Source organism: Alkalihalobacterium sp. TH-98 (genome assembly GCF_057473385.1).
Genome location: NZ_JBYCKM010000046.1, coordinates 1 through 25,526 on the forward strand (window position 1 = coordinate 1; position 25,526 = coordinate 25,526).

Annotated in this window: 26 protein-coding genes; 17 read left to right on the forward strand and 9 right to left on the reverse strand. The window is 38.1% G+C overall.

The genetic code is table 11. The features are described 5' to 3' along the window. Positions 1–161: 161 nt before the first annotated feature. A complete protein-coding gene (locus tag AC2VNP_RS19260) occupies positions 162–860 on the reverse strand; it encodes a DUF1287 domain-containing protein (RefSeq protein WP_486918894.1) in 699 nt (232 codons plus the stop codon). Positions 861–1,354: 494 nt separating this feature from the next. On the opposite strand from AC2VNP_RS19260, the gene AC2VNP_RS19265 reads away from it, so the two are divergent. The 4 genes from AC2VNP_RS19265 (at position 1,355) to AC2VNP_RS19280 (ending at position 2,768) form a co-directional block, all read left to right on the forward strand. Beyond that, a complete protein-coding gene (locus tag AC2VNP_RS19265; RefSeq protein WP_486918895.1) occupies positions 1,355–1,510 on the forward strand; it encodes a hypothetical protein in 156 nt (51 codons plus the stop codon). A gap of 30 nt (positions 1,511–1,540) precedes the next feature. After that, positions 1,541–2,035 carry a tetratricopeptide repeat protein gene (locus tag AC2VNP_RS19270; protein ID WP_486918896.1) on the forward strand — a complete coding sequence of 165 codons (495 nt, stop codon included), beginning with the start codon at positions 1,541–1,543 and terminating at the stop codon, positions 2,033–2,035. A gap of 137 nt (positions 2,036–2,172) precedes the next feature. After that, on the forward strand, positions 2,173–2,391 hold the full coding sequence (locus AC2VNP_RS19275) for a hypothetical protein (RefSeq protein WP_486918897.1): 219 nt from the start codon (positions 2,173–2,175) through the stop codon (positions 2,389–2,391). A 74-nt stretch (positions 2,392–2,465) separates the two neighbouring features. Continuing rightward, positions 2,466–2,768 (forward strand): hypothetical protein, encoded by a 303-nt coding sequence (locus AC2VNP_RS19280; protein ID WP_486918898.1) that lies wholly within the window; start codon positions 2,466–2,468, stop codon positions 2,766–2,768. A 134-nt stretch (positions 2,769–2,902) separates the two neighbouring features. Here AC2VNP_RS19280 and hpaB read toward each other — a convergent pair whose 3' ends face one another. Continuing rightward, positions 2,903–4,345: a 4-hydroxyphenylacetate 3-monooxygenase, oxygenase component gene (gene hpaB, locus AC2VNP_RS19285; protein ID WP_486918899.1), complete on the reverse strand. Its 1,443-nt coding sequence runs from the start codon at positions 4,343–4,345 to the stop codon at positions 2,903–2,905. A 270-nt stretch (positions 4,346–4,615) separates the two neighbouring features. Between hpaB and AC2VNP_RS19290 the strand changes: the two genes are divergently transcribed. Together AC2VNP_RS19290 and AC2VNP_RS19295 are read left to right on the forward strand one after the other, a co-directional pair. Next, positions 4,616–5,260, forward strand: coding sequence for a hypothetical protein (locus AC2VNP_RS19290; RefSeq protein WP_486918900.1), 645 nt, complete (start codon positions 4,616–4,618; stop codon positions 5,258–5,260). A 128-nt stretch (positions 5,261–5,388) separates the two neighbouring features. Then, a complete protein-coding gene (locus tag AC2VNP_RS19295; protein ID WP_486918901.1) occupies positions 5,389–6,105 on the forward strand; it encodes a carbon-nitrogen hydrolase family protein in 717 nt (238 codons plus the stop codon). A gap of 401 nt (positions 6,106–6,506) precedes the next feature. Here the strand turns inward: AC2VNP_RS19295 and AC2VNP_RS19300 are convergent, their stop codons facing one another. The 4 genes from AC2VNP_RS19300 to AC2VNP_RS19315 all read right to left on the reverse strand — a co-directional run bounded on the left by AC2VNP_RS19300 (position 6,507) and on the right by AC2VNP_RS19315 (position 10,713). Further along, on the reverse strand, positions 6,507–8,072 hold the full coding sequence (locus tag AC2VNP_RS19300) for a catalase (RefSeq protein WP_486918902.1): 1,566 nt from the start codon (positions 8,070–8,072) through the stop codon (positions 6,507–6,509). 170 nt (positions 8,073–8,242) lie between these two features. Beyond that, a complete protein-coding gene (locus AC2VNP_RS19305; RefSeq protein ID WP_486918903.1) occupies positions 8,243–9,715 on the reverse strand; it encodes a methyl-accepting chemotaxis protein in 1,473 nt (490 codons plus the stop codon). Positions 9,716–9,952: 237 nt separating this feature from the next. Then, a complete protein-coding gene (locus AC2VNP_RS19310) occupies positions 9,953–10,231 on the reverse strand; it encodes a thiamine-binding protein (protein WP_486918904.1) in 279 nt (92 codons plus the stop codon). Between the two features lie 23 nt (positions 10,232–10,254). Beyond that, complete coding sequence (locus AC2VNP_RS19315) at positions 10,255–10,713, reverse strand: YtxH domain-containing protein (protein ID WP_486918905.1); 459 nt, start codon at positions 10,711–10,713, stop codon at positions 10,255–10,257. A 233-nt stretch (positions 10,714–10,946) separates the two neighbouring features. On the opposite strand from AC2VNP_RS19315, the gene AC2VNP_RS19320 reads away from it, so the two are divergent. The 8 genes from AC2VNP_RS19320 (at position 10,947) to rbsK (ending at position 17,296) form a co-directional block, all read left to right on the forward strand. Further along, entirely contained in the window at positions 10,947–12,476 is a 1,530-nt protein-coding gene (locus tag AC2VNP_RS19320; RefSeq protein ID WP_486918906.1) for a BCCT family transporter, read from the forward strand. Positions 12,477–12,531: 55 nt separating this feature from the next. Next, positions 12,532–13,404, forward strand: a complete 873-nt coding sequence (locus tag AC2VNP_RS19325) for an SDR family NAD(P)-dependent oxidoreductase (RefSeq protein WP_486918907.1) — start codon at positions 12,532–12,534, stop codon at positions 13,402–13,404. Positions 13,405–13,711: 307 nt separating this feature from the next. After that, complete coding sequence (locus AC2VNP_RS19330; protein ID WP_486918908.1) at positions 13,712–14,158, forward strand: GNAT family N-acetyltransferase; 447 nt, start codon at positions 13,712–13,714, stop codon at positions 14,156–14,158. A 156-nt stretch (positions 14,159–14,314) separates the two neighbouring features. Then, on the forward strand, positions 14,315–14,722 hold the full coding sequence (locus tag AC2VNP_RS19335; RefSeq protein ID WP_486918909.1) for a fluoride efflux transporter FluC: 408 nt from the start codon (positions 14,315–14,317) through the stop codon (positions 14,720–14,722). Further along, positions 14,719–15,108 carry a fluoride efflux transporter CrcB gene (gene crcB / locus AC2VNP_RS19340; protein WP_486918910.1) on the forward strand — a complete coding sequence of 130 codons (390 nt, stop codon included), beginning with the start codon at positions 14,719–14,721 and terminating at the stop codon, positions 15,106–15,108. The genes AC2VNP_RS19335 and crcB overlap by 4 nt, the downstream gene beginning before the upstream one ends. Positions 15,109–15,247: 139 nt before the next feature. Beyond that, positions 15,248–15,505, forward strand: a complete 258-nt coding sequence (locus AC2VNP_RS19345) for a hypothetical protein (RefSeq protein WP_486918911.1) — start codon at positions 15,248–15,250, stop codon at positions 15,503–15,505. Positions 15,506–15,728: 223 nt separating this feature from the next. Continuing rightward, on the forward strand, positions 15,729–16,286 hold the full coding sequence (locus AC2VNP_RS19350; protein ID WP_486918912.1) for an aspartyl-tRNA synthetase: 558 nt from the start codon (positions 15,729–15,731) through the stop codon (positions 16,284–16,286). Between the two features lie 98 nt (positions 16,287–16,384). Further along, positions 16,385–17,296, forward strand: coding sequence for a ribokinase (gene rbsK, locus AC2VNP_RS19355; RefSeq protein WP_486918913.1), 912 nt, complete (start codon positions 16,385–16,387; stop codon positions 17,294–17,296). 207 nt (positions 17,297–17,503) lie between these two features. Here the strand turns inward: rbsK and AC2VNP_RS19360 are convergent, their stop codons facing one another. Beyond that, complete coding sequence (locus AC2VNP_RS19360; RefSeq protein ID WP_486918914.1) at positions 17,504–17,980, reverse strand: DUF3278 domain-containing protein; 477 nt, start codon at positions 17,978–17,980, stop codon at positions 17,504–17,506. A 1-nt stretch (position 17,981) separates the two neighbouring features. Further along, positions 17,982–18,176: a helix-turn-helix transcriptional regulator gene (locus AC2VNP_RS19365; protein WP_486918915.1), complete on the reverse strand. Its 195-nt coding sequence runs from the start codon at positions 18,174–18,176 to the stop codon at positions 17,982–17,984. Between the two features lie 449 nt (positions 18,177–18,625). On the opposite strand from AC2VNP_RS19365, the gene AC2VNP_RS19370 reads away from it, so the two are divergent. Together AC2VNP_RS19370 and AC2VNP_RS19375 are read left to right on the forward strand one after the other, a co-directional pair. Then, the gene (locus tag AC2VNP_RS19370) at positions 18,626–19,033 is read left to right on the forward strand and encodes an acyl-CoA thioesterase (RefSeq protein ID WP_486918916.1); all 408 of its coding nucleotides are present in this window, start codon (positions 18,626–18,628) and stop codon (positions 19,031–19,033) included. 180 nt (positions 19,034–19,213) lie between these two features. Then, positions 19,214–19,768, forward strand: coding sequence for a hypothetical protein (locus AC2VNP_RS19375; protein WP_486918917.1), 555 nt, complete (start codon positions 19,214–19,216; stop codon positions 19,766–19,768). Positions 19,769–19,914: 146 nt separating this feature from the next. Here AC2VNP_RS19375 and gltC read toward each other — a convergent pair whose 3' ends face one another. Continuing rightward, the gene (gene gltC / locus AC2VNP_RS19380) at positions 19,915–20,817 is read right to left on the reverse strand and encodes a glutamate biosynthesis transcriptional regulator GltC (RefSeq protein ID WP_486918918.1); all 903 of its coding nucleotides are present in this window, start codon (positions 20,815–20,817) and stop codon (positions 19,915–19,917) included. A 135-nt stretch (positions 20,818–20,952) separates the two neighbouring features. On the opposite strand from gltC, the gene gltB reads away from it, so the two are divergent. Continuing rightward, complete coding sequence (gene gltB / locus AC2VNP_RS19385; protein ID WP_486918919.1) at positions 20,953–25,515, forward strand: glutamate synthase large subunit; 4,563 nt, start codon at positions 20,953–20,955, stop codon at positions 25,513–25,515. The last annotated feature ends 11 nt before the right edge of the window (positions 25,516–25,526 follow it).

Here is a 25,526-nt window from a genome sequence, read left to right on the forward strand (position 1 = left end):
CCTAAAAAGTCCCATAAGTGCACACGAACCAGCAGTATACGTTGAAGGGATCACCTAAAAAGTCCCATAAGTGCATACGAACCAGCAGTATACGTTGAAGAGATCTCCTAGAAAATCCCTAAAGTGACGATAATGAAGAGTTACTCTATGTTACTTGAAGTTTAATAATTCCATCGATAGTGTCCGGCAATTGGGGTGGAAAAGGATGAAAGTTTAACTTCGGCCGCAAAGGGTCTGTTATTGTGAATTAAATAGGGTGTTCCGTCTTTTGCTCGTTTGTCGGAAACAATACCTACATGGTGATAGCCTTCGAGGAACAGGACAATATCGCCGGGTTGCCATTCTTTTAAGTTCTCCATGTCACCTGGAATGAGTTCAGTCGTCAAAGACTCAGCATGGCGCTCAAAAAAAACGTATTGATTCGGGACACGTCGAAAATCAATATTCGGATCAGGCTTGCCATCAACCCGCGGGTATAATTCCGTGTGTTCTGAAATATCCTCATCCATAAGATCTTTTAGAATAACATCGGCACCTAGTAACCCTCGCCATATGACATCAGTACAAACACCTTCATCATTTGGCGGGTAACCTCCAGCATAATAGGCACTCTTATAATGGGTCCGTTGCTCGACTTCTTTTCTGGCGGTATACACGATATCCAGAGGGTCGGGAATCCCATTTCCGTTTCGATCAACTGTTGAATATTCCTCAGGGATGTTGACGGTTTGTACAAAAAGACGCTCTATATGAATGCCGAGCGAGTCCAGAATAATTCCACCTTTAAAGAAATACATAAACGAGAGTAGGGCGATTGAAAGAATTGATATCGAGCCAAGCCATCTTTTTAACATTTTCATTCCCAAGCACACCTCATAAATAGTAGATTAAATAGAACAGAAACCAAATATTGGATAAAATAATTGTATTATATGCCTGTCTTAAAGGGAAGAAAGACTTTGAAATTATGCCTAAATTTTTTGAAACTTCTTAAAGCCTTATACGTAGAACAATAAAAAGGTAAACAATCGTTTTAACAATATTTCATGTGTCTCCCATAAAAAGTTTAGTGAGGGATTATATGATTTTTCTGTCATTGCTTTTCTTGTTCAATAGGTGCACTTATGTTATTTCACCTATCAGTCTTCTAGCAAATCACAAAACCAGTGTTAAATCAACAGGTGCAACTGGGCCAGCTGGACTTTATATATGGACCACTCGTTTTGGGGGAGTGATGTTCACAATTGTTGAAATTGACTGATATTTGTTGTGATTTTCGAGTAGTTTAATATAGTTTGTTTGACCTTTTGCTTTTAAAAGTATTCAAAACGAAACGAGAAATTGAGGTGAAAGTGTGGAAATTATTGTAACGCTTATCCCTATGTTTTTATTTATTATTTTTATTTTTTATGTTTGGGATTCGCTGGCTAAAATTAAGAAAAATCAAGATCTGATTATGAAGCATCTAGGGATCGATCCAGAAGGCTCAGGCAGAAATAAGGATGAATAAATCAATCCAACACATAAAGGAGTATGATCGATGAATAATCCACTAATTCAACAATTAGATAATGCTATTGAATTAAGAAAAGAAGGACAGTTAAAGGCATCGAATCAATTACTTTTACAATTAGTCACCGAACACCCTGAGAATGCAGAAGTGAACTACCAATGTGCTTGGAGCTATGATGTCTTAGGCGAAGAAGCAGACGCAGTGCCTTTTTATGAAAAGGCGATTGAGCTAGGTTTATCGAGAGAAGCATTAGAAGGGGCGTTATTAGGTTTAGGAAGTACGTATCGAACGCTAGGGGATTATGAAAATTCAAAACGGATCTTCCAACAAGCGATTAACGAGTTTCCTGCAAATCATGCCATAAAAGCTTTTTATGCAATGACATTATACAATACGAGTGATCATAAATTGGCAATGGAAGTACTCTTAAAAAGTTTGCTTGAAACAACTGCCGATGAAACTATATTAAAATATAAAAATGCCATTCACTTTTATTCGGATAAATTGGATGAAACATGGTAGTAGAGCATAACCATAACCTAGTGGATTTAAGTGACTTTAAAAGAATAAAAGGGAGAAGAGTGTTGATACGGTAAGAATTACTCTCTATAAGAAGATGGATGTGTAATTATCAAACTAGGGTTAGGGGAGAATGGTTGATGGGAGAATTAAATTATAAACAGCCGATGAGTACGAAAAAATTAATGTATTGGATTGGTCTTTTCATATTCGGTGGAATGCTATTAGCTTCAATTATTGATTCCAGCCTATATTTAGAAATATATTCGGCGGCTAAATTATGGGAGTTTCGGTGGTTTACCCTCGGGAGTGCAGTGGTTTACTATGGATTGGTTTTTCTAATGAATAGAAAACGATAGGTGTAAACGTCCAAACGTTTTTATATGCAGCTCTAGTTTAACCAGAAGCTAATTTATTGTGAAAGGAGGAAGTTATGAGGTTTTTATTCGCACTCTTACTTACACTTCTTTTAGTAGCGGGACAGTTTGGTGCAACTTTTTGGATTGCCAGTCTGATTCATATGACATTTTTAGATGTGATGTTCTTTACATCCATCGGTTTTTTAGCATTATTTATCTTTTTTTCTAGTAATGGGGGCTTAGTGTCTAACTATGCTAATGTGATGGCTTCTAAACAGTCATTTGGGAATGATGTGTATAAAAGAGAAGTGTTTTCATTTCGTATCAATCCGTTTGTTCTTTCAGCTCTATTACTTTTTATCATTCATTACATTTAGTCTTTAGAAATTAGTTTGATATGAGAGATGGAACTCATGAATTTTATAATAGCTAAGGCTCAGGATCGATAAATGTACCTGAGCCCAATCAAGTTAGGTCGTTTAAGGAGAATTCTTTATTTTAGTTCAGCTTTCTAATATTCACCTAAAAAACGCTCAACTCTATCAATCATTGTTTTTTTGTTGTAGTTAATAAATAAGCTGCTGGTTAGTCGGACGGGGTCGCCAAAAAAGAATCTTTCATACAAGGTTTGTCTCGTACCAAATGGACTCATGCACAAATCCCAAGCAAGACGAAACAGCTTTACACGTTCTTTAGCATCTCTCGTTTTCGCTTGAAGATATAAATCTAAATCATCCTTGATCCCAGATTCGAAATCTTCCTCAGTAGGTATGTTAATCATTCCACTTGCGCCGAGGAGTTGGAGGATTTCGGTAAGCCTTGGATAAAGCCGTTGAAACATAACCATCCCAGTGTACAAAGGGTTTACTGCCGGAATTATAATCCCATTTTTGCCTTTTTTGGCTTCCGCTTCTGATGCAACTAGAAAGGCTTTCATTGTTTCAAGCGCAATAATGATATCCGACACCTTTTCCTGAACATGCTGATACTCACTCGTATTAATCGAGTCAACAATCAATTGTGCTACCCCTAGAATAAATTCTAGTTTCACTATTTGACGAGATACAACTTGGTGTAACGCAAACGGGGTGAAAGGTCCTTTTGTCGAAAAAGCATTAGCTACTTGTATATTGTTGTAATAAAATACTCGCTCCCATGGAACAACGACGTGATCAAAAACAACAAGCGAATCATTCTCTTCAAAACGAGATGACAATGGATAGTTAAATTTCGATTGACTCGAACAAAATGACTGGCGACATATGAATTTTAATCCTTTGGTATTACTAGGAATGGAAAAGGCAAAAGCATACGATTTGTCGAGAGGATTAGGAGTGGAGTAGACGATGATCTCATCGGTCAGTCCACCTTGTGTAGCAAGTAATTTCGCACCTTTAATAATGATACCTTCACTCGTTTCATCTATCACTTTTGCAGCAATAGGATGCGCAAATTCATCCAAAAAGTGCAGAGGTGCCCGGTTGAATTGTGGATTTATAAAAGTATGAGTAAAGGAGAGATCTTTCTCTCGTGCGTGTTCGTAAAGAGAGATTAAATGTTCGGGAAAGCAATTTTCATTACCTTCTAAAATGTGTTTAGAAGCTACAAAAGACACTAATACCGTATTCATATAATCTGGGCTTCTTCCCATCATCCCGGCATTGGTTTTTGCCCACTCTTGGATCATCAGTCTTCTTTTCTTTAAATCTCTTTTGGTTTTAGGCATCATAAAAGAAATGCCAACCCGTTCGCCGCTCGTTGGGGAAGGATAGGTCAACAACTCTTTTTTGGAAGCGTCATGTTGTAAATCGTAAAGCTTAGCTTGACTGTTTAACACACCACGAAAGGCAGGGTGCTCAGAAATTTTTCCTTCCACCCGTTTTCCGTCAATCCAAACCTCGGATTGAAGCTGATTAATCCGATCGATATAGTCTTTGCCCCTAATTGCTCCCAAGTCTATGCTCACCTCACTAAGTTGGCCATTTTGTAATCATTTCCTGTTCATCTTTACAATTTATTTTTATTAACATTTCTTTATGCCTATCAAATTTTTAGAAATGACTAGAGGTATCACTCATAGCTGCATTATGTGAAATCATATTGTTGTAACTTCAAGGTGTGTTAATGATAAACTTTTAATGATATAAAAAAGCGAGCTAGTTCTATGGCAAAAAAGTCTAACTTACTGCGATTAATTAGAAGTATCATAGAGAGGAGTGGAATATTGCAACAAATAATAGAGAAGCTTTTTGGTCAACCGTCTAAGGATAGTAAGCTTATGCTGTTCAGTTATTGGTCTGGAATTATTTTTTACATTAGTGTCCTTTTGTTTTTTATCATGCAGGCTGTCGTTGGTGGACAGTGGTTATCGGTTTTAGCGATATCGATTGCATTTCCTATTCTATTCCGAATCGTGTACAGTTTGAATGTTACTATAATGCGGAAATTTACAGGCTTCGGAAACCGCGGTATTTTTCTTTTAGCTGGTGTCATTGGTGTAATTACGATTATTTTTGTCGGTGCGATGATGCTATTTGCAGATAATCTAGCCATTAATGCGAGTAAGACAGAAGTAAATGGTCATGTAATTGTATCGATCGGGTCATTAAAAGGCAGTTATTTAGTAGATGATGTTAGAGTCATCGAAGAAGGAATGGTCGGTATACCTTACCGAGCGAGCATTGGTGAAGGGGACTTATTATTAGTCGTTGAACGTGGAGGCGATGTAGTTTGGGAGGACAAAGTGTCGCCTCAAACTGAAGGAATGATACAATTTTATGGTGGAGCAGGGGGCTATGAAATTCGTTTATATACTGAACATGCGGAAGATATTAACCTTGAGGTCATTACTGGACGGTTAAGAAAATAGAAGTTGCCTTATTGTTAAGCTGTTAAAATAATTGCTTATGTGAAAGAAAGAGATGTTATACAGTAAATGGGGAGTGGCTTTAGTGAAAAAAATTAAAATTGCTCTATTACACTTATTACCTATAGCAGGTGATCTTACATACAACCGTTACTTTGGTCGAAAAAGCAGTAAAACAAGCGGCAGCTCGAAACGTTGATTGGGTGATTACACCTGAGTTAGCAATTAGCGGTCTGCAGTTTGATCATCTGATTGGAACGGATTGGATTCTTGAACAGCCTGATGAATGGATGATAAATTTTATGAATGTAATCCAGACATTAAATACGACAGTGTTTTTAGGGTGTGCAGAAAGATCAGAAGAAGGTGCACTTTATAATTCCGTTTTTGTTATTAACGGCGAAGGTAAAATCATTGGGAAGCAACGAAAGCTAGCCAAAATTGATAGATGGTCAACTCCAGGAAGCGTGTTAGAGCCGATTTCGATAGGTGATGTTAAAGTAGGGGTTTTAATCTGTGCGGATGCATATACAAAAAGAATTGCTGACACCTTAAAAGAGAACGGCGCACATATGATTATCGCTCCTTCGTCATGGGGGCCTGGACTGCACGGACCGGACGGGGAGTGGGAGCAAAGATCGATCGACACAGGGCTGCCACTAATTGTTTGTAACCGTACAGGCGAGGATAAGGATGTTTCTTTTTGGAAAGCGGAAAGTTCGGTCATTGTGAATGGAAAACGAGTCATTTTCCACCATTCCGAACAATCGGCGATCCTCACGTTTGAATGGGATCTAGACGAAATGGAGCTGCTCTCCTCGGACTTTACGGTTGAGTATGTGGACTAATCGGTACGCTCGCTTTACGGAGTGTATACCATTTTTCATTATAAATTCCGTTTTTATAACACTAGAACTTATTTGGGATGCATATCTCTCAATTTTGTTGATTGCTGGATTTAGCCATTATATTTGCTAGCCGGACTGAGAAGCCCTTATCTAGCAAAATATCTCCGGTTTTCTATAGATTAATAGCAAATAAGGTTCTCTGAGTCCATAAACACCTACATAACGGTGGAATTTTTGAAAATAAGGTCCTCTGAGTCCGCAAAATTTCTTAAGAATTCTATTTGCTTCTTGTTTATGATGCAATCTCTGTTCACGTAAATTGATAAATAGAAAAATGGCAAAAAGATAAAGCTGAACATTCAGATGTTCAGCTTTTCTTTTATGGAAGATAGCACAACAACTTAATATGGATCAGATGGATGACCCATTTGTTCGGATTGGTGAGCCGCTTCTTCTGCTTTTGTATCTTGTTGTTCACCGGCTTTTTTAAGCCCTTCAGCAATTCGTTTACCGTAATCTTCGTCACACTGAGTCAGCATGTCTACCATACGGTCTTGAATTTCTTTTCGACAGGTCGCAAGGGCCCCTGTTAAATTCGAAATGAGCTCGTCTCGTTCCCAATCGTTTAGTCTGCGGTACGTTTCACCTGCTTGACCAAAGTTATTTTCACGAGAAATTTTTTCTCGTTTTACATTTCCTTCTACATACGGCTCATGCTCTTTACCAGGGTTTTGAGCTTCTTTTAAACCGCCAATAAGTGAAGGTTCATAATTGACATGTGGATTTTGGTGCTTGCCAAAGTCCGTTCTGTAATCCATTTGTCCAGCTTCTTGATTGGAAGCAACATGCTTTTTTGGCTTGTTAATTGGTAATTGTAAATAGTTAGATCCTACTCGATAACGCTGCGTATCGGAGTACGAGAAGGTTCTGCCTTGTAGAAGTTTGTCATCGGAAAAGTCTAACCCGTCAACGAGGACACCTGTACCGAAAGCGACTTGTTCGACTTCAGCAAAATAATTTTCAGGGTTTTTGTTCAAAACCATTTTTCCGACTTTGTGCCACGGGATATCTTCTTTATACCATAACTTCGTTGGATCTAGCGGATCAAAATCTAACTCTGGGTGCTCGCCATCTTCCATAATTTGAACATACAGCTCCCATTCCGGGTAATCTCCACGCTCAATGGCTTCATATAAATCCATTGTCGCATGGTTAAAATCTGTCATTTGAATTTGATCTGCTTCTTTTTGAGAAAGGTTTTTAATTCCTTGGACAGGCTCCCAGTGGTACTTCACTAACACGGCTTTTCCTTCTTCGTTAACCCATTTATAAGCATGCACACCAGATCCTTGCATGTTGCGGTAATTGGCAGGAATGCCCCATGGTGAAAAGAGGAAGGTAACCATGTGCATCGATTCTGGCGTCTGACATAAGAAATCAAACATTCTTTCAGGATCTTGAACATTTGTTACTGGGTCAGGTTTAAAAGAGTGAACCATATCTGGGAACTTCAGAGGATCACGAATAAAGAAAATCTTTAAGTTGTTTCCAACTAAATCCCAGTTGCCATCCTCTGTGTAAAACTTCACCGCAAACCCGCGAGGATCTCTTAATGTTTCTGGGGAATGTCCACCGTGCACAACAGTAGAGAACCGGACAAAAACAGGGGTTTGGACGTCTGTATTTGTAAAGACTTTAGCACGCGTATATTTTGAAATCGGTTCACCGTTCACTGTACCGTACGACTCAAAGTACCCATGAGCACCAGCACCACGAGCATGTACGACACGCTCAGGCGTACGTTCCCGGTCAAAGTGACTGATCTTTTCTAGGAAATCATAATTTTCAAGTGTTGTCGGCCCACGATTTCCGACTGTTCGTACGTCTTGATTGTTTGTAACCGGATGTCCTTGTCTATTAGTTAACATATCATCTGCTTGGTTGTTTTCATTTTGTTCACTGTTCATGTTACGGCCTCCTTTAATGGAAAAATTTCCTTTACCAAAAATAGGTTGCCATAATTCTTGAAAATCATGTATGAAACTGCATCAAAATTAAGATGAATTTTAAAAAGGGGGATCTATTAAAGAAATAAATCAAAAAGCTTACACTAAAAAATTAGTGCAAGCTTTCTTTGTTAAGAATTTAATATTTGTGCAGCTTTCTTAGATGTCTCTTCCATAAGGTGTGCAATGGAGTGATTATCGGTTGTCAGGTTCTCAATAGTGGCTGTCATTTCTTCAAGACTTGCAGAGGATTCTTCGATAATCGCTGCTAATTCGTTTGTTGAAGTTTCAACATTCGTCGATCTCTGTTTTACATCCACTGCTAGTTCCGTCAAGAAATGAACTTTTCCGTCTAACGATTCTAACATCTCTTTCATTGAGATGAGAGAGGTTGTGACATCTTCAGTCGATTGCAGACCTTTACCGATAAAACTACTGCTATCCTTCATTCTTTCTAATGCTTCCGAATTACTATTATTTAGTTGAGAAAGATTAAGGTTGATTTTATCTGTTGTATTTCTACTTAATTCCGCTAATTTTCGTATTTCTTGTGCTACAACTGAAAATCCTTTGCCAGCTTCACCAGCTCTAGCTGCTTCAATAGATGCGTTTAAGGCAAGCAAGTTGGTTTGCTCTGAGATTTCTTGAATAGTACCTGTAAATGTATTTGTTTCTTCTATCGTTTTAGTGAGCACGGTGAACGTATGATTTAACTTTTCTATAATTTGTTCAAGTTGCTTCATATCTTGATTAAGCTCTAATACTTGATGATGTCCTTTGTTAGCAAGCGTACTAGAGTGTTTAGATGCATCCGAAAGATCCGTGGAGACGTTATGTAACTCTTCCATCTTTTCTTTTGTGGTAAAAGCATTTTCGGATATATCGTTTATTTGTTCCGATTGTGTTGTACTTCCTGAGGCGAGCTCATTAATGGCTAAGCGAATTTCGTCTTGCGATTGTAAACTGTTTTTTACTTGATCATTTACTTTCTGTACGTCATCGATAATACCAGTAACGTTTAATTCTAGTTTATTCTTTTGTTCTTCTTTTTTACGACTATCTTCCTCAGCTTGGCTGATAAAATCTTGTAGTTGTAAAAATTGTTTTTGATTTAAATAGATAAGGACGCCAAGCACAATCCCGGACAAGATATATACTAAAATAGCAGTAACATAACTAGATTGAATGAGTTCTGAACTATTCCGGTCAAGAATGGTTGATAGGACGATAGCGATAAACCCTAATACAAATCCAATTGTAAACAGTCTACGGTTAAAGTGCAAAGCTGAAATAAGAGTCAAGAATAATACGATAATTACATTGCTTAAGCTAGGTCCTTGTAATAAAATGTTCAAAATAACAAAGATGTAGATATAAGGGACTGCTACTATAGCAAATAGTTGTGGCCGTTTGATTATAAATTGAAATAACAAAAACAGGATCGCAAAGCCGAGTAATTGAACGGAATAATGTAAAATGCCATAACTATTTCCGGTTGTAATTGTATTACCTATTGCCACAATTAAAGAAATAGAAAAGGTAACAAACATAAGGACATTCTTTTTCTTGATGTCGTTTAAATGCATTAATTCGAGTGCGGTCATAAAAAAACCTCCATGGTTTGTAGTGTCATTAGTTATATTTTACTAGTGAACTACTATTATTGAATATATTATCATAAACTAACATGAAAAACATAGGTACTTTATCATAGTTTTGGTATAAAAGTAATAATTTTTTCTAATAAATATAGAACTCGAGTCCATCGTTATTTAATAGTATTCATATCAATAATAATAGATAAAATAAAACCAGGTGGAGGTACCACCTGGTTTTATTTACTACATTAATTTATCTGTTATTTTTACTCCATGAGGTTTATAGTGAACTTTTATATTTGTGAAGCATTCAGAAGCACCGGTGTTCATACTAACTTGCTGGGTCTTCTGAATTAACTCAAACACTTCATGTAATTCTCCTTCAACGACGGTTTCCATTGGTCCCAATTCATATTTTAACCCAGAATTTTTAACGACTTCGATGGCTTCGGCGATCATTCCGTTAGTATTCATGTCTTTTCCATCAGGCAATACCTGAAAACCAACAGTAGCTGTTGCCATTTTCAATCATCCTTCCGTTTCGGTTATTTTTTTACAGTTTGCTTTAAGTCTTTTACATCTTCCCCTAGTTTCTGTTCAATCTTTTTGACCTCATCTTCGACAACTTTTTTTATATCTTGGCCAGCATTCATTTCCTCCTTCATGATTTCCCTAACTACTTCTTTTAAGTGGTCAATGTTCATTTCATGGGGTGAATCCGTATTTTTTAATAACGCCATGGCTTCATTAATGACCTGCTCACTTTTTTGTTTAACGGTTTGGGAGACATTTGAAGAGCTGTCATTGATGATCTCAGATAGTTCGCTCATCTTTTCTTTAATTTCGTTTGTCACTTCTTCGGTTTTGTTTTTTCCTTCAGCTAGTTCATTCTGAATATCTTTTCTTAGTTCTTCACCCGATTTGGGAGCGGTGAGCAATGCCGCTGTAGCTCCAACTACTCCTCCAACGACAGTACCTAGTGCAAAGTTTTTTTGATGTTTCATGACTACCAACTCCTTTTTAAGTGTCTAGTATTCTGTAACCGAGTTAGAGAAAGTTTAAACATCTGATTTCTTTTGAATGATATAACTGAGTGTTTAAAGTAAGGGAAGGAGTAGGTTTTGATAAAAAATACCAAAATAAGATCTATAAAGATATGTTTTTTTAGGACTTTAAAAGGTTAATAGATGTGTAATTAATATTTAAGGACGATTTAGCAACAAGGGGGAACGAGAATATGGGAAACAAAAAGAAACGAAATAGTGTGCTTAACGTATTTACCATTTCAGCAATAATCGTATTACTTATGACATTATGGGGGATTTTTTTTCCGGATCATATGGAAAATACAATGTCTATTGGGCTGCATTTAGTAAATGATGTGTTTGGCTGGTTTTATGTATTGGCTACAGCATTATTTGTAGGCTTCTGTTTATTCCTTGGGTTTGGTCCGTATCAACATATGAAGATTGGAAGAAAAGAAGATCAACCTGAATACTCCTATTACACATGGATTGGCATGCTGTTTGCAGCTGGTATGGGTGTAGGGCTTGTTTTCTGGGGTGTGGCAGAGCCTCTCTCTCATTATGTAAACCCACCAGAAGGAATTGAGCCAAAAACACAAGAAGCAGCAGAGAAAGGATTATTGTATGGGGTGTTTCATTGGGGGATCCATCCATGGGCTGTATATGGGATTGTTGCGTTGGCATTGGGCTTTGTCAAGTATAGAAAAGGGTTGCCTGGATTAATCAGTTCTACTTTTTACCCTGTTATTGGGCATAGGATAAGAGGTGGATGGGGCAAGGTAATAGACGTCATTGCCATTGTTGGAACAACAGTCGGGATTGCAACTTCGTTTGGTTTAAGCACACTTCAAGTCAGCGGTGGTCTCTCTCAATTGTTTCCTATTCAAAATGCGGAAATTGCTCAGCTTTCTATCATTCTAGTTGTTACTGTCATTTTTCTCATCTCAGTCTTATCAGGAATTGATCGCGGGATGAAATATTTAAGTATAGGCAATCTCACGTTAGCTGCCGTGCTTCTTATTACCGTTATTGTGATCGGGCCGACGCTTTTTATTATGGAACATTTTACATTGACGTTAGGAACCTACATCACTCAACTTGTTCCGCTTAGTTTTCAGACAACACCGTACACAGATAATGATTGGTTAGGCGAATGGACGTTTTTTTATTGGGCTTGGGTGATTGCTTGGAGTCCATTTGTAGGTACATTTATTGCTAGAATATCAAAAGGAAGAAGTTTACGGGAGTTTATCATAGGTGTACTCTTTGTCCCAGCTCTAGGAAGTGTCTTATGGTTTGCTGCATTTGGAGGTACGGCGTTATTCCAAGAAACGAAGGAGGAAGCGGGAATAGCCTCTACGGTTAAAGATACACCAGAAAGTGGTCTATTCCTTATGTTAGATCAGTTGCCTTTTGGATTTATTTTGAGTGTGGCTGCCTTAGTATTGATTTCGATTTTTTTTATAACGTCAGCTAATTCGGCTACGTATGTGTTAGGTGTGTTTTCCTCAGGCGGGAGTCTAAATCCAAGCAAGTATAAGCTGGTGACATGGGGATTACTCGTTTCAGCCATCGCTGCTTCTCTTTTAATGAGCGGCGGGATCAAAGGACTGCAAGCGACAGCCATCATTATCGCGCTCCCGTATACCATACTTATGTTTATCATGATGTTAGCTATTTATAAATCGTTGAAACGAGAAGGAATTAAGGAGCATAAGGTGGAAGAAAAAGAGGATTGGTAATATAGTAGCATAAAAATTGTTATGATGGATGGAAAATAAATATGGGGGACCGAAAATGAACTGTGAAAAAATCGTATTAATTACGGGGGCTAATTCTGGAATAGGGAAAGCCGCAGCTTTCAAGTTTGCTAAAGAAGGTTGTACAGTTATTATGGCATGTCGAAACCTGGAAATTAGTAAGCAAGTGCAAAGCGACATAAAGCAAACAACTAATAATGATCGGGTCGACCTCCTCGAACTAGACGTTAGTTCTTTCAATTCGATCCGTGAGTTTTGTAAGCAATTCAAAAATCGGTATGAGAAACTTGATGTGCTCATCCATAATGCGGCTTATGCCAATCATGGTGAGAAATATCGTCTTAGCGCCAATCAGATTGAATTAACGTTTGCGACAAATGTGATTGGGCCATACTTAATGACGATGTTGTTGGTCGATCATCTAAAAAAATCAGAAGATGCTAGAATTCTTCATGCCTCCAGTAATATTGTAAAGCATTACTTTGATCCGAAAAAAGACATTGATTTTAGTAATTTAAGAGGCGAGCGTAAAGACGACAAGAAATTTAGTGTGTATAACATGTATCGGGACTCGAAGGTGGCCTTGGTGTTACTGACGTTTAAACTGGCAGAAGAATTGCAGGAGAATGGGATTAAAGTCAATGCGATCCAAATAAATGGTGCAAAAATGTCCAAAGAGACGTTAATGAAATTTGCACCTGGTTGGAGAGTGATCGCAAGAATTCAAAATTTATTTTTCCCGCCTCCTGAAAAGTTTGCAGAATGTTACTTTGAAATCTGTATGTCTGACCAATTTAAAATGACAACAGGAAAACTGATTAATGATAAAAATCAAATCATGGAACCAACTGTTACAAAACCAAATTATAAGATGCAAATCAAGCAATTTACAGGTTCAGACTTATCTTGAAAATAGAGATAATTGGGATAAGGTCTGGAATTTATGTAGAGAACTAACGCATTAGAAGATTGTTAGGTACATAGTAAGTGGCACTAACTAAGCGCTTTAATGAATTTAAAACAGACTTAACTAGACGTTACGGGGTCAAAATAATACCGACCTAACTAGATGTTTAGTGGGTCTGTTTTTTTGCTCTGGGGCGCATGTATGTCAAGACTCTCGTATTGTTGTAATACATTCATATCAGTAAAAATTATTATTCTTGACCAAACTCTCTTTGGAATACGATAGAAGTAAAACCAATAGGGGTGAAGTGATGTTACATAAGGCGACTACTGAAGAAATAGAATTCATTTTAACAAAAGCAGCTGAATCAGCAAATGAAGCAATGAAATCAGATAAACCGATTAGTCAGGTGAAGGCGAAGAGTTTAATGTTGAGTGTACTAAGTTCAGGTGCTTATTATGTCGTCCTGCGTAATAAAAATGGGTCACTAAAAGGATGGGCGCTTATTGGTGAGAACATCGACTATATGACTGAAAAAAGGGCAGGGTTTATTTATGAATTATATTTGCTGCCTGAATTTAGAGGAGCAGGATTAGGAAAAAAATTAATTAAAGAAACAGTAAAAGAATTAGAGCGTCAAGGGTACGATGAAGTACGGTTAAACGTCTATTCCAAGAACTTTGCTAAAGAACTATATGAAAAGCTTGGGTTTAATGAACTGCAATCGATTATGTACATTAAAACAGGTCAGATATAAATGGCAAAGATATTAGAACAATATAAGCTGAACGATACTTATTAGAGAGTATCGTTTTTTGTTGATATCAACTTCATTGCTCATGAGTAATTACTTCATTATAATATAGTTCAACATATTTCTAAAAAAATACTCCTACAGAAAGGAGCTTACATATTGGATTATAAAAATATTATTGCTATAGCGATCGGTGGAGCAGTGGGTACGATGCTGAGGTATACCTTAAATGTTTATACATTGTTTGTTGGTTACCCTATCGGTACGGTGATTGAAAATATCGTCGGAAGTTTATTACTTGGACTTTTTACAGGTTGGTTCATCCATCGAAAACCGCGAGAGTGGGTAAAGCTAGGATTAGGAGTTGGCTTTTGCGGTGGATTTACCACGATGTCAACGTTAGCAGCTGATAGTTTGTTTTTATATCAACAAATGTCATTATTGGAGTCGGTCATTTATCTATCGGTATCTTTGTTTGGAGGGTTAACCTTCGCATTTGTTGGCTTACTTCTTGGAACGAAGTGGAGTGAAACGAAAGAAGATGGAAAAGAGGGGCAATGGTCATGAACGTTCTTATTTTAGCTTTGGGAGGAGCGCTCGGTGCTGTATCCCGATACTTGCTTGGCTTAGCAATCATGAAAAGAAAGCCGCATCCACCTATTCCTGTTGCTATGCTTATAGTAAATTTAATCGGATCATTCGGCTTAGGCTTATTTTTTGCAATGGCATACGGGATAATTCCTCTTTCAGCTGCCTATGAGGAGCCGTTGTTTCTTTTTTTAGGCATCGGTTTTTTTGGAGCCTTCACTACATTCTCAACATTTAGTATGGAAACGATTGAGCTGATTCGAAACAAACATATGAAAAAAGCGATGGTTTATTTTTTATTTTCTATTTTTGGAAGCATTGCTACTTTTATCATTGGTTTATCATTTGGTCATTTGTTTACTTAGAGCTTTTTTCAGAATACCTAATGCGTGGTGTGTAATTTTAGTATGTCCAAATGTTCTCTTTGGAAGCATAGAAATATCAATTTTGTGTACCCTAACATTGAGATAAATCTACTTAAATTATACATGTGGAGGAACGGTTATGGATCAACAACAAAATCAGCAAAACCAACAAAATCAACAACAACAAGATCAACAACAGCTTCAACAGGCACAAGCAGAGATGAATGCAGCCGAGCAAGAACTATTGATGGAAAAACAGCAATTGCAACAAGCTGAGATGCAGTTATTTCAAGCAAAAGAACAAGTAAAACAAGAGCAAATGGACGTTCAATCAGCACAGGCAAAAGTACAGCAAAAGCAAGCTGAAACAATGTCACAACGAGAAAAGTTTCAATAAATTGTAAAGTAGTCGATTATCTATGTTATAGAGAGTCATTAATCAAGCTTTATAAATCAACAGGCCAAATCTCAATTTAGATTTGGCCTGTTTTGTTTACAAGTATAGAGTTATGTCAACTTAATGTTCTAGTGCTGTAATATTATTCAGAAAACCTATTTTGATTTGTCTGATGTATGATATGGTGTGGCTATGGTATTAAATAAGAGGGAGGATTGTATATATGGAAAAGAGAAGAAAACATAGAACTTCACTCCTTATTTTAATCGGAATTATCCTTGCACTTACCTCGTTTTGGATAAATAGTGAACGTTTGATTTCGTACTCAGAACCGAGCAAAGCCATGCTTGCGACTGATAAAGAATTAGTACTAATACCTGCTTATAAGTTAAATAATGAAGCACTTTTCTTTTTTATTAAAGATCAACAATTTTTCGGTGCAGCAAAGGTGAAGAAAGGCATATTTGGATGGAAACAACCAATGATGGCTTGGGATCCGATGAGTGATCGATCGACTTATGAAATTCCAGGCAATTTGCAAGGATATGGGGATTTCTTAGTATATGGTCTAATAAAAAATGGTGTTGATTATCGAATTGAAGTGAATGAAAAGCATGCAGTTATTTTACCATTTGCAATGCTCCCACCTGAAAAAGTAAAAGCAAACGAGTTAGAGAATATGTACCTTTGGTATTATGAAAGCGAAGAGCCACTCCACCATGGACGCGTTGAATATTTAAATAGAGAGACTTTAGAATTGATCGAACGCATTGATTTTTAAGACTAGCCCAAAATCAACTCATATCCACAATATCCTAAATAAAGCTTTATAGTAAGTAAGAGGGATTTTTCTAAAACAATGAATGTGTAGGTGATAGTATGAGTCAATCCCGACCGAAAATCACGGTAGTCGGTAGTATTAATATGGATTTAATTACGGAAACGTCTCGCTTTCCGTCTCCTGGCGAAACGATACTTGGTGAAAACTACACAACTTTACCAGGGGGAAAGGGTGCCAATCAAGCTGTTGCTGCAGCTAGGTTAGGAGCTGACGTGTCTTTCATCGGTTGCATCGGTGCTGATTTGAATGGTGAAGAATTAAAAAAGAAGCTGTTAGAAGAAGGTATTGATGTTCGCGGAATTGACACAAGCAAAGTGAAGCCGACGGGTATAGCTCAAATTACGGTTACACCTGATGATAATCATATTATCGTCGTTCCGGGAGCAAATTTTGAGCTAACAGCAGAGTGGGTGGAAAAGAATAAGGAGTTAATTATCAATAGTGATATCGTAGTTCTTCAGCTTGAAATTCCTTTGCCTATTGTGGGCGAAGTGATTACACTTGCTGAACAGCACGGTGTTCCCGTTTTGTTAAATCCAGCACCAGCAAAAGAGTTACCAGAAAATTTTCTTAAAAAAATCACTTACTTTACCCCGAATGAAACAGAATTCATGGTTCTAACGGGAACTTCAATTGAAGAAGGATATGAAGCAACCTTCCGTTCTCTTCGGCAAAAAGGTATTCAACATGTGATTCTGACGAGAGGGAAACAAGGCGTTGTATTTGAAAATGATCAACAGCTCATGAAACTGCCGAGTAGAAAGGTTAAGGTCGCCGATACAACTGGGGCTGGAGATGCGTTTAATGGTGCGCTTGCATTTGGAATAGCATCAAAACAACCGCTTCATGAGGCTGTTGAATTTGCAATAAAAGTATCAGCTCATGCGGTGACAAAAATCGGTGCTCAAGCAGGCATGCCGACGATGGAAGAAGTTCAAAGGTTACGGTAGGCCTAATAATTTTTTGCTCTTTAATTGGCGGTTCTTTTATTATATTGAAATATCTATTATCTGAACTATTAAATAAATGCCCTATGAAAATTTTCTCATGATCTGAGCATTCGATTCGAACTTCATAAAAAATAGCCAGGTCCGGAATCGTATGGACCTGGCAACTATAGAAAAAATGTAGGGGACTGATATATGTAAAAGTTACCCTCATTCCTGATCTAGTAAACTTCTATTTTTGTTATATGACCGTTTTAAAGATATATAGTTAGAAATCGAATAGACAAAGCCAATTAGAAGCACAAGACCGAGAATTTCACTCCATTGTCCTTCGCTTCGTGGAAACCCGATGAAAACCATATAAACTAGTAAGTACAAGCTAATGAAGGTTATCGAACGTATGAGTATTTTCTTCCGTTCAAGCTTAAAAGACGTTTCGTTCGTCACATTTGCATAATCCATTCCTGAGAACATATATCTTGACGCGACATAAAAAATAAACACGATAATACTAATACCTAAGCCAACTTCTACGGAGAGATTCCAATGAGGAAATAAGCGATTTAAGAAGAATAGTGTTAGTAAAACAATGAGGTTAAGAACAGCGGCTTCACCTAAATAGTAGAGTAGCATTTTTTGTTTATACTCGTCTGAAGGTAATATGGTGGACAACCAAGATTTTTCCATACTAATCAACCTCCCAAAATAAATCATCAAGCGTTTTATCTAACGTTTTGGCAATTGCGATACAAAGTTGCAAAGTTGGATTGTAGTTTCCGTTTTCAATCAAACCAATGGTCTGACGCGTCACACCGACTTTTTTTGCTAATTGTTCCTGAGTTATCGCTTGTTCAACACGAGCTACCCTTACTTTATTTTTCACTTGATCACCTACAGTAGGATGAGATGTAATATATATGTTGCGAAATGTAATTTATATGTTACTTTATTATGGTGTTTAGGTCAATAAAAAGTGGTAATAATTCCATTTCTAGGTAAATGTAAGGAAGAAGGTTTATGAGGACATAGTCACTAGTCGTTATGGGCAGTAGAAACCTAGTTATTATGACTTTTTCAACTACAACTGTGTGCCAACCCCTGTAATGGTTCACGGTCCTCCTAATAAATTCCTTAAGTGCACGCCAGACCAACGTATTGGAATACTGGTCCTCTTAGTAAACTCCCTTAAAGTGACGAACTCCTCAACTATCGGAAAAAGTTCAAGTGCATTAAACTTTTCGAAAACAACTGAAAAATAAAGGGAAATCTGCATAGAACAGTGAAGGTATTAATAAGGTGATTTTTAGTGGTACATATGAAGGAGGAGAAAGGATGACGTATTCTAAATACCAGGTTGTTGTAGAAACAAAGAAAAACCATTTAAGTAATGTGGAACTGATCGGCTACATGGACGAAGCAAGGTCGGTTTGGTATGAGTATTGCATTTCAACTGGAGTAGAAGCAGTAGTTGTTCATCTGAGTACAGATTTCAAAAAAGAATTGTTTAATCAAGATCAGCTCAACATACGTACACAGATTGGACGTGTAGGAAACACTAGCTTTACACTGGAACAAAGCGTGGTTGATGTGCACCAACAACTTGTTTCAAAATCTGAGGTAGTTCTCACAACCATTGATATACAAACGAGACAAAAGGTGAGGGTTCCTGATCAAGTCCGAGAGCTACTTGAAAAAGATGGAACTTTACCTGCGAAAGTAGATCCGTCGTATTGTTCCTAATTAATTATGTTACCGTATTGGAATGGTGACGAGAGTTATTGATGAGTAGGATTTCCATTAGGAAGTCCTTTTTTACATTTAATTTACATACTTAACAACTTATTTTTGTTCCATTATGTTACAATTAACAAGATATATTTTAATGGATAGATTTTCCTATGAAAATAAGGAGCGATAATTTTGAGGTTTTTTAAGTTTTTAATCTATTTCGGTATAATGTTTTTATTTGGATACTATTATGCTGTAATTACAAAGGGAACTGTATTTGATAATTTCTTTGTGATGTTACTCTCTTTATTTATCATTCTATTTATATTCGAATGGATGTTTAGTAAGGTCAAAAAGAAAAATCAACCTGAAAAAGAAAACAAGGAAGAATTTGATGAGGATTGGGAGAAGATCAAAAGCGACCTAAAGCAACAGTTTGATGTGAAATATGGAAACCATACGATTTTAGTAAACAATGAATATTATAAAGAAGAGTTATATATTAACGGAAACTTAGTCGACCAAAATGAAAGAAACCGCTGGTACCAATGGTTGTGGTCGTTCTACCAGTTGAATGGAACTTTTGATGATTACGGTACAACGAAGAACGTAAAGGTAAAAATAGGCGGGTGGAAAAACCTTAACTGTCGCATATATGTAGATGAAGAATATATTTTGAAAGAAAAGATAAATTATAAGATACTACTCGGTAAAGTAGAACGAGTGGATAATGACGCGAATAAATAGATAAAAAGCTATCTCAATAGAGTCAGGTGCTCTCCATACTAATTGGAGGCTGCCTGGCTCTGTCTTGTTTTTACGAGATAGTCCTTTCTTTTAATAGATAAGAATATTTCAAGATGTCTAACTCTATAAGGGCGCTTGCACCTTTCCTATTGAAACTTATCTAAGCGGGAAAAGAACTGCTTTACAAACTCATAAAATACTTTTTCAGTAGGTGCTAGCTCACGATTTTTAGGGGTAATAATTCCGACCGTTCGCTTAACTTCAGGTGACGCAATCGATATTTTCGTCGTTAATCGTGATTCGCGATCGTAAAAGGTTCCATCGGGTAAAAGACTGACACCTATACCTGCAGAAACGAGCCCCTTGATCGCATCCATGTCCTCTCCTTCAGCTGTAATATTCGGTTTAAATCCTGCTTTCTTACACGCTTCAACCGCAATGTCATGTAAAACATATCCTTTTGGAAATAAGACAAAGTCATCCGTTCGTAAATCACTGAGTGAAACACTCTTTTGATCCGATAATGGATGGTTGGCTGGAACTAATAATGAAATTCCTTCAGAAAACAAAATATCAGTATAAAGATCCTGATCATTACTTGGGACGGGCCCAAGAAACGCTAAATCAATGTCGCCGTTTTTTACAGAATCAAGTAATAAAGCATATGACCCTTGCCGTAAATGATACGAGACATTCGGATGGTTCGCTTTAAAAGCCGAGATTACTGTAGGGAGTAAGTGGTTAGCTAAGCTCGTGGGATAACCAATTTTAATCGTTCCTTTTTCAGGATCTAGATATTCGTCTACTTTTTCTTTTGCATAATCAATCGCTTTGATCGCTTTTTTTGTATGAACTAAAAACGTCTTTCCAATCGGTGTTAACTTAATGTTTCGTCCGGTGCGTTCAAATAGTGTAATGCCTAATTCAGCTTCGAGTTTTGAGATTTGTAGACTTATAGCCGACTGTGCAACATGGAGATGTTCTGCTGCTTCCGTGAAGTGTTCGCGTTCGGCCACTTCGATAAAATAACGCAATTGCCGTAACTCCATCGATAACTGTCACTCCTATCTATATTGATTCGAGATGGTTTCTATCTAAATCATATATTGTTTATATCGATTTGAAAACCTAAAATAATACTATACAAAAATTCAAACGTGAAATAAACAAAAGGGGGAGAATATATGACATACAATTATCTGCCAAAAGCGCAAGGTCTATATCGACCGGAGTTTGAACACGATGCGTGCGGAATTGGTCTATACGCTCATATAAAAGGATTTGCAACACATGATATTGTAAAAAAAGGTCTAGGAATGCTTTGTCAATTAGATCATCGTGGCGGACAAGGAAGTGACCCGCTTACTGGTGACGGGGCTGGTTTGATGGTGCAAATTCCAGATCAATATTTTCGAAAAGTTTGCCCTGAGATGAATTTGCCGGAAAAAGGTCGTTACGGGGTCGGTATGATTTTTTTCTCAAACAACGATGTTGAACGGAACGAAATCGAAGCACGTATCAACGAAATTATTAAAAAAGAAGGTCAGACGTTATTAGGTTGGAGAACGGTTCCTGTTGATCCAACACAACTTGGAGAAGGTGGGAAAGCAACTTGTCCGATGATCCGCCAAGTGTTTATCGGTGCCAATGATAACGTTAAAGAAGATATTGAATTTGAACGTAAACTATACATTATTCGCAAACAAGCAGAACGCTTTGCTAAAGAACAAGATACGCGTTTCTACTTTGCCAGCCTTTCAAGTCAAACGATCGTATACAAAGGCTTGTTAACTCCTGAACAAGTAGATGCTTTCTATTTGGATTTACAAGATGAGGAGTTTACGTCGGCATTTGCTTTAGTGCATTCCCGCTTTAGTACAAACACGTTCCCGAGCTGGGAGAGAGCGCATCCGAACAGATACCTTATTCATAATGGAGAGATTAATACGCTACAAGGTAATGTAAATTGGATGAAAGCTCGTGAACAACAATTTATTTCTGAAGCATTCGGTGAAGATTTACCAAAAGTCTTACCGATCTTAGATACTGATGGAAGTGACTCGTCTATTCTTGATAATGCATTAGAGTTTTTCGTGCTAGCTGGACGCAAGCCGGCACATGCTGCGATGATGTTAATTCCAGAGCCGTGGTCAGAAAACCCGCATATGTCAAAAGAAAAACGAGCTTTTTATGAGTATCACAGCTGTCTAATGGAACCGTGGGACGGACCGACAGCCATTTCATTTACAAATGGTAAGCAAATTGGAGCGATTTTAGATCGAAATGGTCTGCGCCCGGCACGCTATTATGTCACAAAAGATGACTACATTATTTTCTCATCCGAAGTTGGTGTCATTGATGTCGAGCCTGAAAACGTCGTTTATAAAGATCGTTTAAGCCCAGGAAAAATGCTTCTCATTGATTTAGAAGAAGGCCGCATCATTTCAGATGAAGAAATAAAGTCGGAAATGGCAAGTGCAGAACCGTATCAACAATGGTTAGAAGAGCAGCTTGTTAAATTAGATGAGGAAGCAGAAGAAAATGAGCAGCCTGTTTCTGACTTGGTCGTACGTCAAAAAGCCTTTGGTTATACGTATGAGGATGTTCAAAAATATTTAATTGCGATTATTAACGAAGGAAAAGATCCCATTGGTTCGATGGGGAATGATAGTCCATTAGCGGTCTTATCAGATCGTCCGCAGTCCCTGTTCAATTATTTTAAACAAACGTTTGCACAGGTAACGAACCCGCCAATTGATTCGATCCGTGAGCAACTAGTCACAGCAACGGTATCCTATTTAGGTACAGAAGGAAATATCCTTCATCCAAATCAAGAAAATTGCTATCGTATTCAACTGGATACGCCGGTTTTAACTAACGGTGAGATCGAGCAATTAAAAGCGAATAAAAATCGGAAGTTCCAAAGTGTAACGATTGATACTCTTTTCAAAACCGATCTAGAAAGTGCCCTAGAGCAAATGTTTGCTAAAGCTGAACAAGCGATCCAAGATGGAGTATGTCTATTAATATTATCAGATCGAAACATGAACGAAGAAGAAGCAGCGATCCCTGCATTACTTGCTGGAAGTGCACTTCATCATTATCTGGTTCGTCAAGGATTACGCACGAAAGTAAGTTTAATCGCAGAAACAGGTGAAGCGAGAGAGGTTCATCACTTTGCGGCATTAATCGGTTACGGTGTCGATGCGATTAATCCTTACCTAACATTTGAAACTTACAAACAAGTCGTCGCTGATGGTAGTTTAGCAGTTAGCTATGACGAAGCGGTTAGAAAATATGTAAAAGGTGTAACAGAAGGCGTTGTTAAAGTGATGTCAAAAATGGGGATCTCGACGGTACAAAGTTACCGTGGTGCTCAAATTTTTGAAGCTGTTGGTATTGGTGCGCAAGTAGTGGATCGTTATTTTACAGGCACCGCCTCTCAAATTGGTGGAGTCGACTTAGAGACGATTGCAAAAGAAGCTGTCGTCCGTCATGAGAAGGCGTACCAGGAGATGAGTAATTCATCATTAGAGTCAGGTAGTGACTTCCAATGGAGAAAAGACGGCGAATTCCATGCGTTTAATCCACAAACGATCCATACTCTTCAATGGGCATGTCGTAAGGGGGATTATAGCTTATATAAAAAGTATTCGAAAATGGCGAATGAAGAGAGAATCGGCTTCCTACGCAACTTGTTTGCTTTTAATCCAAATCGTCAGTCGTTGCCAATCGACGAAGTGGAATCAGTGGACTCGATTGTGCGTCGTTTTAAAACAGGCGCAATGTCTTTTGGTTCATTGAGTAAAGAAGCCCATGAAACGTTAGCGATTGCGATGAACCGTATCGGCGGAAAAAGTAATAGCGGTGAAGGCGGAGAAGATCCAAGCCGTTACTCCACGGATGAAAAAGGTGACAACCGCCGCAGTGCGATTAAACAAATTGCATCGGGTCGTTTCGGTGTAAAAAGTCATTATTTAGTGAATGCTGATGAATTGCAAATTAAAATGGCCCAAGGAGCGAAGCCAGGTGAAGGTGGTCAGCTTCCAGGAAACAAAGTGTACCCTTGGGTAGCTGAAGTTCGGGGTTCCACACCAGGTGTTGGCTTAATTTCACCACCGCCTCATCATGACATTTATTCGATTGAAGATTTAGCACAGTTAATTCATGATCTGAAAAATGCAAACCGTGATGCAAGAATTAGTGTCAAGCTTGTATCAAAAGCGGGTGTTGGAACGATTGCAGCAGGTGTTGCAAAAGGGGCAGCAGACGTTATCGTTATTAGTGGATATGACGGTGGTACTGGAGCTTCGCCAAAAACAAGTATTAAGCATACGGGATTACCGTGGGAGCTTGGTCTTGCAGAAGCCCATCAAACGTTAATGTTGAACGGCTTGCGTGATCGTGTGGTGCTTGAAACGGACGGGAAGCTGATGACAGGAAAAGATGTTGTGATGGCAGCGATCCTCGGTGCTGAGGAATTTGCTTTTGCAACGGCACCACTTGTTGTTTTAGGGTGCATTATGATGCGTGCTTGTCATTTAGATACATGTCCAGTTGGTGTCGCAACACAAAATCCACAGCTTCGAGACAAATTCACAGGTGACCCAGACCATATCGTGAACTATATGCGTTTTGTTGCTGAAGAGGTTCGTGAACTAATGGCTGAGCTTGGGTTTAGAACCATGGATGAAATGGTCGGGCGTACAGATGTGCTAGAAGTAAGCGAGCGAGCTAAATCGCATTGGAAAGCAAAACACCTTGATTTATCAACGCTTTTATATCAACCAGAAGGTACGCGTATTCGTCAAACATCACAAAACCATAAAATCGACCAATCATTAGACATTCAAGAAATTTTACCTGTCGTGCAGTCAGCCATAGAAAATAACAAGCCAGTAGATGCTTCATTCCCAATTACGAATGTACAACGTGTTGTCGGTACGATTGTCGGAAGTGAAATCTCAAAGTATTACGGTGAAAAAGGTCTTGCGGAAGATACGATTACACTTCGCTTTACAGGCTCAGCGGGTCAAAGCTTTGGTGCGTTTGTTCCACGCGGAATGACACTTCAGTTAACAGGGGATGTAAATGATTATATCGGTAAAGGTTTATCCGGTGGAAAGGTCATTGTAAAAGCACCAGCAGAATCCACATTCAATGCGTCAGAAAATGTCATCGCAGGTAATGTTGCTTTTATTGGAGCAACGAGTGGAGAAGCTTATATCAACGGTAAAGCTGGAGAGCGGTTTGCGGTTCGTAACAGTGGTGCCCATGTCGTTGTCGAAGGTATCGGTGACCATGGCTGTGAATACATGACCGGTGGACGTATCGTCGTTTTAGGTGAAGTCGGTAAAAACTTCGCTGCTGGGATGTCTGGTGGAATTGCTTATGTATTACCGGAAAATGCGGCCGAGTTCAAATCACTTTGCAACGAAGAAATGATTGAATTCGAAACATTAGTTATAGATGAAGATGTAAATGAAGTTCGTGAAATGATTTCTAAACACCTAGGGTATACCGGAAGTCAGAAAGCAAATGAAATCCTTAACAATTGGGATCAATATGTAAAACAGTTCGTAAAAGTGATTCCCAAAGACTATAAACGCATGATGGAAAGCATCCGAGAGCAGAAACAAGCTGGATTAACAGATGACCAAGCGGTAATGTCAGCTTTCCAAGCCAATGCTGCTCAAGAGAAAAAAGCCAAAACATCTGCTAAAAAACTAGAAGTTGTAGGTCAGTAGAAAGGAGAGGG